The organism is Bradyrhizobium sp. LjRoot220, from assembly GCF_964252915.1.
Lineage (GTDB): Bacteria > Pseudomonadota > Alphaproteobacteria > Rhizobiales > Xanthobacteraceae > Bradyrhizobium.
Genome location: NZ_CAXUPS020000008.1, coordinates 72,921 through 86,528 on the forward strand (window position 1 = coordinate 72,921; position 13,608 = coordinate 86,528).

At 63.4% G+C, this 13,608-nt stretch carries 13 protein-coding genes; 8 read left to right on the forward strand and 5 right to left on the reverse strand.

The window, feature by feature from the left end; genetic code table 11:
* Positions 1-6 precede the first annotated feature (6 nt).
* Complete coding sequence (locus ACSQ84_RS27965) at positions 7-486, reverse strand: MarR family winged helix-turn-helix transcriptional regulator (RefSeq protein ID WP_436215151.1); 480 nt, start codon at positions 484-486, stop codon at positions 7-9.
* Positions 487-677: 191 nt separating this feature from the next.
* Here ACSQ84_RS27965 and ACSQ84_RS27970 point away from each other — a divergent pair, with 191 nt between their 5' ends.
* A complete protein-coding gene (locus tag ACSQ84_RS27970) occupies positions 678-2,540 on the forward strand; it encodes a feruloyl-CoA synthase (RefSeq protein WP_436214953.1) in 1,863 nt (620 codons plus the stop codon).
* Here ACSQ84_RS27970 and ACSQ84_RS27975 read toward each other — a convergent pair.
* A complete protein-coding gene (locus ACSQ84_RS27975; RefSeq protein ID WP_436214954.1) occupies positions 2,537-3,070 on the reverse strand; it encodes a MarR family winged helix-turn-helix transcriptional regulator in 534 nt (177 codons plus the stop codon). The genes ACSQ84_RS27970 and ACSQ84_RS27975 overlap by 4 nt on opposite strands.
* A gap of 111 nt (positions 3,071-3,181) precedes the next feature.
* On the opposite strand from ACSQ84_RS27975, the gene ACSQ84_RS27980 reads away from it, so the two are divergent.
* Both ACSQ84_RS27980 and ACSQ84_RS27985 read left to right on the forward strand, forming a co-directional pair.
* Positions 3,182-4,396, forward strand: a complete 1,215-nt coding sequence (locus ACSQ84_RS27980) for an ABC transporter substrate-binding protein (RefSeq protein WP_436214955.1) — start codon at positions 3,182-3,184, stop codon at positions 4,394-4,396.
* Between the two features lie 46 nt (positions 4,397-4,442).
* Positions 4,443-6,254, forward strand: coding sequence for an AMP-binding protein (locus ACSQ84_RS27985; RefSeq protein ID WP_436214956.1), 1,812 nt, complete (start codon positions 4,443-4,445; stop codon positions 6,252-6,254).
* A 243-nt stretch (positions 6,255-6,497) separates the two neighbouring features.
* Here the strand turns inward: ACSQ84_RS27985 and ACSQ84_RS27990 are convergent, their stop codons facing one another.
* Positions 6,498-7,034 carry a MarR family winged helix-turn-helix transcriptional regulator gene (locus tag ACSQ84_RS27990; protein ID WP_436214957.1) on the reverse strand — a complete coding sequence of 179 codons (537 nt, stop codon included), beginning with the start codon at positions 7,032-7,034 and terminating at the stop codon, positions 6,498-6,500.
* Positions 7,035-7,119: 85 nt separating this feature from the next.
* Here ACSQ84_RS27990 and ACSQ84_RS27995 point away from each other — a divergent pair, with 85 nt between their 5' ends.
* From ACSQ84_RS27995 to ACSQ84_RS28005, 3 genes are read left to right on the forward strand one after another with little or no spacing between them, the layout of a single operon-like run.
* Positions 7,120-8,331, forward strand: coding sequence for a cytochrome P450 (locus tag ACSQ84_RS27995; RefSeq protein WP_436214958.1), 1,212 nt, complete (start codon positions 7,120-7,122; stop codon positions 8,329-8,331).
* 8 nt (positions 8,332-8,339) lie between these two features.
* Positions 8,340-8,663 (forward strand): 2Fe-2S iron-sulfur cluster-binding protein, encoded by a 324-nt coding sequence (locus ACSQ84_RS28000; RefSeq protein WP_436214959.1) that lies wholly within the window; start codon positions 8,340-8,342, stop codon positions 8,661-8,663.
* A 52-nt stretch (positions 8,664-8,715) separates the two neighbouring features.
* Positions 8,716-9,930 carry an ABC transporter substrate-binding protein gene (locus tag ACSQ84_RS28005; RefSeq protein ID WP_436214960.1) on the forward strand — a complete coding sequence of 405 codons (1,215 nt, stop codon included), beginning with the start codon at positions 8,716-8,718 and terminating at the stop codon, positions 9,928-9,930.
* Positions 9,931-10,080: 150 nt separating this feature from the next.
* Here the strand turns inward: ACSQ84_RS28005 and ACSQ84_RS28010 are convergent, their stop codons facing one another.
* Complete coding sequence (locus ACSQ84_RS28010) at positions 10,081-11,355, reverse strand: NAD(P)/FAD-dependent oxidoreductase (RefSeq protein WP_436214961.1); 1,275 nt, start codon at positions 11,353-11,355, stop codon at positions 10,081-10,083.
* A gap of 219 nt (positions 11,356-11,574) precedes the next feature.
* Here ACSQ84_RS28010 and ACSQ84_RS28015 point away from each other — a divergent pair, with 219 nt between their 5' ends.
* Complete coding sequence (locus tag ACSQ84_RS28015; protein WP_436214962.1) at positions 11,575-11,883, forward strand: hypothetical protein; 309 nt, start codon at positions 11,575-11,577, stop codon at positions 11,881-11,883.
* A 27-nt stretch (positions 11,884-11,910) separates the two neighbouring features.
* On the forward strand, positions 11,911-12,801 hold the full coding sequence (locus ACSQ84_RS28020) for an RNA polymerase sigma factor (protein WP_436214963.1): 891 nt from the start codon (positions 11,911-11,913) through the stop codon (positions 12,799-12,801).
* Between the two features lie 9 nt (positions 12,802-12,810).
* On the opposite strand, the gene ACSQ84_RS28025 is transcribed toward ACSQ84_RS28020, so the two are convergent.
* The gene (locus ACSQ84_RS28025; RefSeq protein ID WP_436214964.1) at positions 12,811-13,488 is read right to left on the reverse strand and encodes a GntR family transcriptional regulator; all 678 of its coding nucleotides are present in this window, start codon (positions 13,486-13,488) and stop codon (positions 12,811-12,813) included.
* Positions 13,489-13,608 lie beyond the last annotated feature (120 nt).

The following is a 13,608-nucleotide window of genomic DNA, read 5'->3' on the forward strand; positions in this document are numbered from 1 at the left end:
CCGCGCTCAGGCGAACGCCGAGAGAATCCGCAGCAACTGCTCTCGATTCTCGGCGCCGATCTTCTCGGCCACATGACGCTCGTGTTCGGCCGCGAGCAGCTTGAATTGCCGCAATGATACCTCGCCCCGCGCGGTCAGATGGAGCGCATGGGAGCGCCGGTCGGTCCGGGATGGGACGCGCCGCACCAGCTTGCGGTCTTCGAGACTGTCCAGCAGGTGCACCAGCCGGGCGCGCTCGATCCCGAGCCGCTTGGCGACCGCCATCTGGCTCAGGCCCGGGTTGGCGCCGATCACCGTCAGCACCGAAAACTGCGTCGGCTTGATATCGACCGCCCCGAGCGTCCGGATGAAGTCCTGAAAAATCCAGATCTGGAAGCGCCGCACCGCGTAACCGGCATGGCCGACCAGCCCGTCGAGGCCAATCTCGACATCCCGCTCCCCGGCAAGCGCCTTGCCATTGCCGCTTCGCCTGGCGTTCGCGGCAATGGGGCGCTTCAAGGCTGCTCGGTTGGACACGTCGTTTCTCCCGTGGTCGCTTCCCTTCTAGCGCTTTGCTCTAGCGCTTTGCGCGCGGGAAGGAAATATTGTTGTTGACGACAACAATTGTTGCGCCCAACAATATGCGCAAAAGGCGGCCCGAAGAGGCCGGCGGCGGATGCCGCGCGAGGAGGAAACCGATGACGACAGCCGCCACCACTGGCCGCGACCCAACCGAGGCGCTGTTCGCGAAGCCCGCGATCTCTGCCGACCGCCGTTCCGACGGCAGCATCATCGTGAAATCGACGGTGCCATTGCAGCCAGGCGCGCGCTGCGTCGGCGACTGGCTCGAACATTGGGCGCGGCAGGCGCCGGAGCGGGTTTTTCTCGCCGACCGCAAGACGGCCGAAGCGCCATGGCGCACCGTTACCTACGCCGACGCGCTGCGACAGGTCCGCGCGGCCGCTGCCTGGATTATTGCGCAGGGACTGAGCGCGGAACGGCCATTGGTGATTCTGTCCGACAACAGCGTCGATCACGCGCTGTTCGCGCTGGCCGCCCAGCATGTCGGTGTGCCCTCGGCGGCGATCTCGCCGGCCTATTCGCTGATGTCGAAAGACTTCGACAAGCTCAAGGGCATGATCACTCTGCTCGGGCCCGGCGCGATCTATCTGTCCGGCACCAAGCCCTTCGCGGCAGCGCTGGCGGCGATCGCACCGTTGCATAAGGCAAAGATCATTTGCAGCGAATCCAGCGATAGCGACGTCTTCCCGTTTCGCGAGATCGCGGCGACGCCGGAAACGCCGGCCGTTGAAGCGGCTTTCAGGGCCGTCACGCCGGACACCATCGCCAAATTCCTGTTCACCTCGGGTTCGACCGGCACGCCGAAGGCTGTCGTCAACACCCAACGCATGCTGACCTCGAGCCAGCAGGCCAAGGCACAGACCTGGACGTTCCTCGACGCGCGCGACGATCTCGTGATCCTCGATTGGCTGCCGTGGAGCCACACGTTCGGCGCCAACCACAATTTCAATCTGGTGCTGCGCAATGGCGGCACGCTCTATGTCGACGGCGGCAAGCCCGCGCCGGGTTTGTTCGCGACTTCGCTGGCGAACTTGCGCAGCGTGATGCCGACGGTCTATTTCAACGTGCCGCGCGGTTTCGATATGCTGATCGCGGCGCTGCGCGGTGACGAGGAACTGCGCCAGAAATTCTTCTGCGAGGTGAAGTTCGCGTTCTATGCGGGCGCGGCGCTGCCGCAGAACCTCTGGGATGCGCTGGAAGAGCTCTCGGTCAAGACGGTCGGCCGCGCACTGCCGATGGTGTCGGCCTGGGGCTCGACCGAGACCTCGCCGCTGGCGACCGACTGCCATTTCCAGGCCAAGCGCTCCGGCAATATCGGCGTGCCGATACCAGGGACAGAACTGAAACTGGTGCCGTCGGGTGACAAGCTCGAAGTGCGCGTGCGCGGACCGAATGTCACGCCCGGCTACTGGAAGGCGCCGGAACTGACCGCGCAGGCGTTCGATGCGGAAGGTTTTTACCTGATCGGCGATGCCGTGATCTTTGCCGATCCTGCACGTCCTGAACTCGGGTTGTTCTTCGACGGGCGCGTCGCCGAGGACTTCAAGCTCAATTCTGGCACCTGGGTCAATGTCGGAGCCTTGCGCGTCGCCGGCATCGCAGCGCTGGCGCCGCTGGCGCAGGACATTGTCGTCACCGGCCATGGCGGTGATGAAGTCCGCTTCCTGGTATTTCCCAACATCGCCGCCTGCCGTGCCTGTGCCGGTTTGCCCGACAATGCCGGCGCCGATGAAGTCATCGGCCACGAAAAAGTTCGCGCCGCGATCGGGCAGGGTCTCGCCAGACTGAAAGCGCAAGGCGGCAATTCATCCGGCCACGCCACGCGCGCGTTACTGTTGGCCGAGCCGGCTTCAGTGGACGGCGGCGAGATCACCGACAAGGGCTACATCAACCAGCGCGCGGTGCTGACAAGGCGGGCAAGCGCGGTGGCGGTGTTGGACAACGACGCGTCGGCCGAATGGATCGGCTGCGCCGGCTAGCCGTCAAGGAGTTTTGGGGAAAGTTCGCGCCTGTAGGCCTCGACCAGCCGCGTCAGCATTTGGAGAAATGCCGCCCGCTCAGGCTTGCTGAGCGGCGCGAGCGTGCGCTCATTGAAGATCTCGCCAAGCCGGCTTGCCTGATCGGCCCGCCGATGCCCGGCCGCGCTGAGCGACAATTCGACCGCGCGCTTGTCGCGCGACGATCGCTTGCGCCTCACGATGCCGACATCCTCCATGACGGCCAGGATCTTGACGAGGTTGGGCAGTTGCATCTTCAGCACCGCGGCGAGTTCGCTCTGCGTCACGCTCTCGTTGTCGCGCACCGTCATGAGGATGGAATATTCGACCGGCGAAAGTCCGAGCGGCTGGAAGTGCCGGAAGAAAGCTTCGAAATTCAGAAGTTGCAGGATCCGGATCATGAACCCAGGCGTCTGCTGTAACGCGCTCAGATCGAGGCTCTTTTTCCTTTCATCGGCGGTTTCCAGCAGCGGAGATGTTTTGGCCGCGGCGCGGCTGCGGGGCTTTTGCATTTGTTCGGTATTCCCGGTCGAGATTGACACTCCGAAAAATACTTATATTATATAAGTAATTTCGGCAGCGCTAAGATTGCCTTTTGGAGTTGTAAACGTAAGGAGGTCCGGATGGGCCATGTTTTTTCGCGGCTGAAGATGCCGCTCGTTGTTGCGGCCGCCGTACTGCTCATATCAGGTGCGCAAGCGCAGGAAAAAATCCGCATCGGTGTGCTGAACGATCAGTCCGGCGTGTTTGCGACCTACCAGGGGATCGGTTCGGTGGTCGCCGCGCAGATGGCGGTCGAGGATTACGGCGGCAAGGCCGCCGGCAAGGTCGTGGAAGTTGTCGCGGCCGATCACCAGAACAAACCCGACATCGGCGTCGGCATCGCGCGGCGCTGGTATGAAAACGAAAGCGTCGATGCGATCTTCGATCTGCCGAACTCGGCGATCGCGCTCGCCGTCGCCGCCATCAGCGAGCAAAAGAACAAGGTGTTCATCGGCTCCGGCGCCGGAACCGTGCTGCTGACCGGTGCAAAATGCACACCCAACACCGTGCATTGGACCTACGACACCTATGCCTATGGGCACGGTCTCGGCAAGGCGGTGGTGGCGAAGGGCGGCAAGAAATGGTTCTTCATCACCGCCGACTACGCGTTCGGTCACGACCTCGAAAAGCAGGCGATGGAAGCGGTCAAGGCCGCCGGCGGCGAGGTGGTCGGTGCCGTCCGTCACCCGCTCGGGACCGCCGATTACGCGTCGTTCCTGCTGCAGGCGCAGGCTTCCGGCGCCGATATTGTCGGCATCGCCAATGCCGGCGATGACACCATCACGTCGATGAAGCAGGCCGCCGAGTTCGGTCTGACGGCAAAGCAAAAGCTGGTCGGATTGATCCTCGGCATGAACGGGCTGCCGGCGCTGACGCTGAAGGCGGCGCAGGGCGCGCAGATCATGAACCCGTTTTACTGGGATCTGAACGCCGGCACCCGTAGCTTCGCCGCAAAGTTCTCCGAGCGCCACCCGCAGAAGAACTATCCAAACGACATGCAGGCCGGGGTCTACGCTTCGGTGATTCACTACCTCAAGGCGGTCGACAAGGCCGGCGGCGCCACCGACGGCAAGGCCGTGGTCGCGGCGATGAAGGCGATGCCGACCGACGATCCACTGTTCGGCAAGGGTTTCATTCGCGCCGACGGGCGTAAGATTCATCCGCTCTATCTGCTCGAGGTCAAGAGGCCGGATGAGTCGCAATCGAAATGGGACCTCCTGAAAGTGGTCGGCACGATCAGCGGCGAGGATGCGTTCCGGCCCGAGAAGGACGGCGGCTGTCCGCTGTTGAAATAGCCTTTCGGTTCGCCGTCCAGCACCGCATTCCGGCGGAGGCTTCCATATGCCAGACGTCTCTCCCGTTTCGGCCGGGCTTGACCTTCGATTTCTCGATGCCGGTGTGAGCGTCGAGCGGCGCCCCGATGCGTCGATGGTTCTGCGTACCGAGGTGCCGTTCGAACCGTCAGATGCGTTGGTGCATGGCTATTTGCGCCAGTGGGCGCTGAGCCGGCCGCATCAGAAATTTCTCGCCGAACGAAGCGCCGACGGCGCTGGTTGGCAGGCCATCAGCTATGGCGAAGCCTTTGAAGCGGCGTCGCGGCTGGCGACTTCGTTCTCCGCGCGAGGGTTGGGCGACCAGCGCCCGATCCTGATCCTTTCCGGCAACGGCATCACCCATCAACTGGTGGCACTCGCGGCCATGATGGCCGGTGTGCCCTATACGCCGCTTTCGGTGGCCTATTCCACCATGAGTGGCGATCTCGGCAAGCTCCGCGCGATCCTGAAGGTGCTCGATCCCGGACTGGTGTTTGCCGCCGACGCCGCGCCATTCGCTCGTGCGCTCGCCATCGATGAGATGGGCGGCCGCGAAGTCGTGATCGGGCGGAATGATGGAAGCATCAACGGCGCTGTTTCGCTGGCGTCGCTGCTTGCGACGCCGATCGATGATGCCGTGCTGGATCGCGCCGCAAAACTGCCGCCGCAAACCATCGCAAAAATTCTCTTCACCTCGGGTTCGACGGGGACGCCCAAGGGCGTGCCGACGACGCACCGGATGATGTGCACGTCGCTGTCGCAGATCGAGACGCTGTGGCCCTTCATGCGGAACCGCACGCCGGTCATTCTCGATTGGCTGCCATGGAGCCACGTGTTCGGCGGATCGTTCAGCGTCAACACCGTGCTGCGCTACTGCGGCACGCTCTATATCGACGACGGCAAGCCGGTTCCCGGCGAGATCGCGCGGACCCATCGCAATCTGCGCGAGGTGCGGCCGACGCTGTACTGGAACGTTCCCAAGGGTTACGAGCTCCTGCTTCCGCTGCTGGAAGCCGATAGCGCGGCGTGTCAGAATTTCTACGGCGCCCTCGCATTGATGCTCTATGCCGGCGCCAGCTTGCCGGCGCCGCTGTGGCGGCAATTGGTGACGTTGGGACGGCGGACCACCGGCCGGGACATTCCGATGACCACGAGCTGGGGCCTCACCGAAACCGCGCCCTCGATCACCATCACCAATCGCGCCGCGCTGGCGCCGGGCAACATCGGCATCCCGATGCCGGGCCTCGAGCTGAAGCTGGTGCCGCATCAAGGCAAGCTCGAGGCGCGCGTGCGAGGGCCGAACGTGACGACCGGTTACTGGAATGCGCCGGAGGCCAGCGCAGCCGCGTTCGACGAGGAAGGCTTCTTCCGCACAGGGGACGCCGTTGTGTTCGCCGATTCCGATGATGCCACCCAGGGATTGATCTTCGACGGGCGCACGATGGAAGACTTCAAACTGCTGACGGGAACATGGGTCGATGCCGCCGCCATCCGGCTGCGCGCCCACGCGGCTTTCGTTGGCCTGATCACCGACGTGGTCGTGACCGGCGCCGATCGGAACGAGGTCGGCCTGTTGCTGATCTGCGCCGCAGCACATAACCCCGACGATGCGACCTTTCGGGCAAAGCTCCTTGCCGCGCTCGCCGATCTCAACAAGGGGGCGTCTGGCGCGTCGCAGCGCGTCACCCGCGCGATCGTCATGCGGCAGCCGCCGAGCTTCGATTCCGGCGAAATCACCGAAAAAGGCTCGCTGAATGCCCGCCTGATCCGCGAGCGCCGCGCCGACCTCGTCGCCGCCCTTTATTCCGGCAACCATCCTGACGTGCTTCTGGCCGGCTGAGAGCACGCCTTAAATTCCTGCTTTGACGCTCTTTTTTGTTTTGAAAAGGCTTGCCGGTTCCTCGTCGGATATTTGTTGCCTAGGCAACTAATTTGTGCCAGTGTCGGATCAAACGACGGCCTGGCCACGGAAGCAGTTCAACTGTCGGGTCTTTTCAGGGGAGGTTCTGTGCGCGAGAGCAGCAACGGGTATTGGCACAACACGTCGTGCGCGAGCGTGGCCTCGCCGCCGGTGCCGGGCCGCCTACGCGTCGCCGCGCGGGCCGCCGACGCCCTTGACGGCATCGAGATTGCCGTGGACGCGGCGCAGCAGATCGATCAGCACTTCCCGTTCGTCCTTCTTGAGGACCGACAGCAGCCGTCGCTCGCGTTCGAGCGCGGCGACGATGACCTTGTCGTGGGTCGCCCGTCCTTTTGCGGTCAGCGAAATCGAATGGGTGCGTCCGTCGTCCGGCGCGGTGCGGATCGTGACCAGGCCGCGTTTCTGCAGCATCGACAGCGTGCGGCTGACCGGTCCCTTGTCGAACCCGATCACATGGCAGATGCGCGAGGCCGGAATGCCAGGCTCGATCGCCAGCAGCGACATGATCCGCCATTCCGTGACGTTGACGCCGAAATTGCGCTGATAGAACGCGGTGGCGCTGTTCGAGAGCTTGTTGGCGATGAAGGTGATGATCGCCGGGACGTAACGCTCGAGATCGAGGGTCGGGCCGTCATCGGCACTTACGATTTCCGCCGGCCTCGGCCGGTGCGCTTTCCTGGCGGGTGGTTGACTGCTCATGTCCCTCGTCATCGCTGCGAACGCTAGGCCCGAGAGATAGAGACATGCGCCAGTGCTTTACAAGAGCAAACTTCGGGAGGTCGGAATGAGTGCATCAGGCTTCACGCCATCGGCCGCCGTGCCGCATCTGGACATCGATCCGTTCTCGATCGAGTTCTTCGAAGACCCGCACCCCGTCCACGAGGTGCTTCGGGAAGCCGGGCCGGTCGTCTGGTTCGACAAATGGAGCGTCTACGGCGTCGCCCGTTACGCGGAGGTCCACGCCGTCCTCAACGATCCCCTGACCTTTTGCTCCCGCCGCGGCGTCGGCCTGAGCGACTTTGCGAAGGAGAAGGCGTGGCGGCCGCAAAGCATCATTCTGGAGGCCGACCCGCCGGAACACACGCGCACGCGCGCGGTGCTGAGCCGGGTGCTTTCGCCAACGGTGATGAAGCAGCTTCGCGGCAGCTTTGTCGCAGCCGCCGAATCACGCGTGGACGCGCTGCTCGCCAAGGGCAGCTTCGACGCCATCGCTGACCTGGCCGAAGCCTATCCGCTGTCAGTATTTCCCGATGCGCTCGGGCTCAAGCAGGAGGGCCGCGAAAACCTGCTGCCCTATGCGGGGCTTGTGTTCAACGCGTTCGGACCGCCGAACAAGCTGCGCCAGGACGCGATCGAGCGCTCTGCGCCGCATCAGGCCTATGTCGCCGAACAATGCCAGCGCGAAAACCTCGCGCCCGGCGGTTTCGGCGCCTGCATCCATGCCCGCGCCGACGCCGGCGACATCACGGCGGCGGAAGCGCCATTGCTGGTGCGCTCGTTGCTCAGCGCCGGCCTCGATACCACCGTCAACGGCATTGGCGCCGCGGTTTACTGCCTGGCGCGTTTTCCCGAGCAATGGGCGCGGCTGCGCAGCGATCCGACGCTGGCACGCAACGCCTTCGAGGAGGCGGTGCGATTCGAAAGCCCGGTGCAGACCTTCTTCCGGACCACGACACGGGACGTCGAGATCAGCGGCGTGCCGATCGGCGAGGGCGAGAAAATCCTGATGTTCCTCGCCGCCGCCAACCGCGATCCGCGACGTTGGGACCGGCCCGACGAATATGACGTGACGCGCAAGACCAGTGGCCACGTCGGATATGGCTCCGGCATCCACATGTGCGTCGGTCAGCTCGTCGCGCGGCTGGAGGGTGAGGCGGTGCTTTCGGCGCTGGCAAAACGGGTCAGCGCCATTGAAATCACCGGCCCGGTGACGCGCCGTTTCAACAACACGCTGCGCGGCCTTGAAAGCCTGCCCGTCACAATCAAAGCAGCTTGAGCCAGATCATGCCGGTCATCATTTTCATTCATGCCGACGATCGCTCCCAGCGCATCGATGCGAGCGCCGGCGATAGCGTCATGCAGGTCGCAACCACGCACGGCGTCGACCAGATCGTGGCCGAGTGCGGCGGCAACGCCATGTGTGCGACCTGCCATGTCTATGTCGATGAGAACTGGACCGCACGGCTCGCGCCCATGGGCGAGGAAGAAGATGAATTGCTCCATGGCGTCGCCGCCGAGCGGCTGAGCAACAGCCGGCTGTCCTGCCAGATCAGGATCACACCGGAGCTTGATGGTCTCGTCGTACGGCTGCCGGACCGGCAGATCTGATTCAAACCCGGCGCAGTCCGGGAACAACAATCAAATCCATAGGGAGAGAATGATGAAAAGCTTCAAGGTCTGCCTGGCACTTGCGCTGTCATGTGCGGCATCCATCACGGCGCGCGCGGAGATTTCCGACAACGTCGTCCGGATCGGCGTGCTCAACGACATCTCCGGCATCTTCCAGGACACCAACGGCATGGGGTCGGTGGAAGCCGCACGCATGGCCGCTGAAGATTTCAACGGCGGGGCCAAGAACATCAAGGTCGAGATCGTCTATGCCGATCACCAGAACAAGGCCGACGTCGGCTCGGCGATCGCGCGCAAATGGCTCGATGTCGACGGCGTCGACGCCATCGTCGACGTGCCCAATTCGGCCGTCGGCCTCACCATCAATTCGCTGCTGCGCGATTCCCGCATGACGTTTCTGGCGTCGTCGACAGCGAGTTCCGATCTCACCGGAAAAGCCTGTTCGCCGAACACCATTCAGTGGGTCAACGACGTCTGGGCCACCGGCAACGCCACGGCGGCGGCGATGGTGGGGCGCGGCGGCAAGGAATGGTATTTCGTCACGGTCAATTTTGCGCTCGGCCAGGGCATCGAAGCCGAGGCCACCAGCTACATCGAAAAGCACGGCGGCAAGGTGCTGGGTTCGGCCCGGCATCCGCTCGGCACGTCCGACTTCGCCTCGCTGTTGCTGCAGGCGCAGAATTCCAAGGCCAAGGTGATCGGGCTGGCCAACGCCGGCGGCGACACCATCAACGCGGTGAAGCAGGCGGCCGAGTTCGGTATCCAGCAGGGCGGCCAGACCATGGTGGCGTTCCTCCTGTTCGTCAACGACGTGCACGGCATGGGTTTGAAGGTCGCGCAAGGGCTGCAGCTGCTGGAAGCGTTTTACTGGGACATGGATGACGACACCCGCGCGTTCGCCAAACGCTTTGCGGCCCGCCCCGGCATGAACGGCAAGATGCCGAGCGGCAACCAGGCCGGCGTCTATGCCTCCACGCTCGCTTATCTCAAGGCGGTGGCGGCAACCGGCAGCGACCACGCCAAAGACGCCGTGCCCGAGATGAAAAAGTTCAAGGGCAAGGACAAGCTGTTCGGCGACGTTACCATCCGGCAGGACGGCCGCGTCATCCACCCGATGTACCTGTTCGAGGTGAAGAAGCCGGCGGAGTCGAAATATCCGTATGATTATTACAAGCTGGTTTCGACGATTCCTGCCGATCAGGCGTTCCGGCCGATGGCCGACGGCGGGTGCTCGCTGGTGAAGTAGTTTGGCTTAGGCTCACCAAAAATCTCGTCATGCCCGGGCTTGTCCCGGGCATCCACGTCCTTGTTCACGTTCAGCAAGTAAGGCGTGGATGGCCGGGTCAAGCCCGGCCATGACGGACAGAAGGGGTGCCGCGAGGTAATGACGCTTCGCTCACCCCGTCACCTTGCTCGAGCCCTGCGTGATCAGCCGCGCCGCGCGCTGATCCCTGGCGTGGATCCAGAGCCAGCTCATGGCGACGCTGAGCCGGTGGCGCAGGCCGATCAGGAAATAGATGTGGGCAATGCCCCAGATCCACCAGGCGAGATTGCCGCGCAGCTTCATCCAGCCGAAATCGATTACCGCCTTGCGCTTGCCGATTTGCGCCAGGCTGCCGGCATGTTTGTAGCGGAAGGGCGGCTGCGTGCCGCCGCTCAGCCGCGCCTTGATGAGGGCTGCGACGTAACGGCCCTGTTGCTTGGCCGCCGGCGCAATGCCGGGCACCGGATTTCCGCTCGCATCTGCTATCGTTGCGGTGTCACCTACGGCAAAAATATCGGGATGGCCGGGTACTGTAAGGTCCGGTAGCACCTGCACGCGGTAGGCGCGATCGGCGGGCGCGCCCAGCCATTCGGCCGCGCGCGAGGCACGCACGCCCGCGGCCCAGATGATGGTCTTCGCGTCGAGCTTGTTGTCGCCATAGACCACGCCATCGATGCTGCATTCCGTCACGGGCTTTCCCAGCATTACTTCGACGCCGAGTCCCTCGAGCGAGGTTTGTGCATAGGCGGAGAGATCGTCGGGAAAGCCCGCGAGCACGCGGGATCCCGCCTCGATCAGCACCACACGCGCCTTGCTGGTGTCGATGTTACGGAAATCCCGTGGCAGCGTGTCCTTTGCCAGGTCGGCAATGGTGCCGGCGAGTTCGACGCCGGTGGGACCCGCGCCGATGATGACGAACGTCAGCAGCGCCGCACGCCGCGCCGGATCGGTTTCGCGTTCGGCGCGCTCAAAAGCGACCAGGATGCGCCGCCGCAGCGTCGTGGCATCCTCCAGCGTTTTCAGCCCGGGGGCGAACGGTTCCCATTCGTCATGGCCGAAATAGGCGTGGCGCGCACCGGTGGCGAGGATCAGCGTGTCATAGGGCAGCGCCTCGCCGTCATCGAGCAGCACACGCTTGCCTGCGGCGTCGACGCCATTGACGTTGGCGAACAGCGTCGTGACATCGGGCCGGTCGCGCAAGAGATAGCGGATCGGCCAGGCGATCTCGGAGGTGGCCAGCGAGGCGGTGGCGACTTGATAGAGCAGCGGCTGGAACAAATGGTGGTTGCGCCGATCGACCAGCGTGATCTTCACCGGTGCGCCGGCAAGCCCGAAGGCGGCTTCCAGCCCGCCGAAACCGGCGCCGACGATCACCACGTGGTGCGGTTGTTGCGGCGCTGTCGTCATGGAATCCAGCCTCGGTTCGAGATGTCTCCGTGCCCTCATTATGTAGTTATTTGTGCGCTGCTTCCAAGAGAAGCTTCAAGGCATGTTTGCCAATCGACCGATAGCGAAAGCGCATCGTCGGGGGCTAGCTGGACGGCTGAGAAATATTTTCGCGCGCCTGCATCCTTTGGCCCCTGCCAAACGTCCTTGGCTCGAGACCCCAAGCCATGGAGACGAGAGATGAAGCGGACCCTGATCAGATATAGGACAAAACCTGAAATGACCGAGAAGAACGCCGAACTGGTGGCGGCGGTATTTGCCGAATTGCAGGCGCTGCAGCCGGAGGGCACGCGCTATCTCTCGCTGCGCCTCGAAGACGATACCTTCATCCATGTCGTCGAGACCACGGCCGATGACGGCGCCAGCGCGTTGCCCAAACTGGCGTCGTTTGCGGCCTTCCAGAGTGGTATTCGGGAGCGTTGCGCTGAACCGCCGCTGGCCCGCGGCGTTACCATCGTCGGTAACTATCGGATGCTGGGCGAGGGCTGAGGCGGCATTCGCGACAACGGAGAAAGAATGACATCGGCCCCTGAAACCTCGCCAGCCGTGACGGATATCGATGCGCTTTTGGCCGCACTGCGGCCCAAGCTGCATCGCTACTGCGCGCGCATGGTGGGTTCGGTGATCGACGGCGAGGACGTGCTGCAGGATGCGCTGATCAAGGCGATGGAGGCGTTCGCCGCGGCAGGGCAGATCGACAATCCCGAGGGTTGGCTGTTCCGGATCGCGCACAACACCGCGCTGGATTTTCTGCGCAAGCGCAGCCGCCAAGAGGCGCTTTATTCGGTTGCGGAGGTGGACATGATGGCCGACCAGCTCGATGCCGTTACCAGCCGCCAGATCGCCAGCGCCAGTCTGCGCACCTTCATGCGCCTCAATGTGACGCAGCGCTCATCCGTGATCCTGATGGACGTGCTCGGATGTTCGCTGGCGGAAATTTGTGCGGTGATGGATGTGAGCCTTGCCGCCGCCAAAGCCGCGCTGGTTCGCGGCCGCGCGCAGCTGCGTAAATATGCCGATGAGCCGGATGACGCGCCGCTGCCGAAACTGTCCGACGCCGACCGTAAACGGCTCGGCGCCTACGTTGCCCATTTCAATGCGCGGGATTTCGACGCCATCCGTTCCATGATCGCCGACGACGTACGGCTCGATCTCGTCAACAAGACCTGCATGACCGGCAAGGTCGAAGTGTCGCGTTATTTCGGCAACTATGCAAAGGTCAGCGACTGGCATCTGGTGCCTGGCCTCGTCGAGCGACATCCCGCTGTTCTGGTGTTCGACCCGAACGAGCCGGGTTCAAAGCCGAAATATTTCATGCTGCTGAACTGGGCTGCCGACAAGGTCGCCACCATCAGGGATTTCCGCCACGCGCGTTACATCATCGATGGCGCCGAATATTTGATTTGAACAATCCGGCTACGCGGGTAACGGCCACGCGATCGACGCCTCGATGACCTCGGCGGTTCGCCGGTAGTGTTCGGCCAGGTGACGAACGGCATCTTCGCTTCGGCGCAGTGCGGCGTCCATGATTTGCTGATGCTCGGCAGAAACGTCGCGGGGGGGCGCACCGGCCACCTTGCCGACCAGGCTTGGCAGCCGGTAGCGCTGCGTTTCGATGTAAAGCTGGTCCGCCAGTTCGAGCAGCCGCGGCGATCCGCAATGCGCGATCAGTGCGCGATGGAATTGATAATGCCGCTCTTCCATTGCGCGCATGTCGCTCGCGTCGACCTCGCCGGAAAGGCGCGATTGCCGTTCGACTTGCCGGCTGAGCGCATGGAAGGCGGCCACGATGCCGGCTTCCCAATCATCGTCGCCGCCCTGCATCGATCGGCGCAGCGCTTCGGATTCGATCAAAATGCGGGTCTCGGTCGCGTCCTTCATTTCTTCGAGGGATAGCGGTGCGACCGAAAATCCGCGCAGCGCGGTCGAAAGCACCAAACGCTCGGATTGCAATCGCATCAACGCCTCGCGAAGCGGCGAAAAGCTCAGGCCGTAGCGTTGCCGCAGCGCTTCGAGCCGTAGCGGCTTGCCCGCGTCGAGCGCGCCGGAAACGATGTCGGCACGCAGGCGCTGATAGGCGACTTCGCTCAGCATTGCAGGCTCGCCGCTTCCCTCGCTGACGGTTCGGCGGTCTCCAGCCACGCTTGCCATGTTCTGATCTTTCCAGCCTGTGCCAATCCAGGATTCGATAGAAATCGATTCTTTCGAAAATTC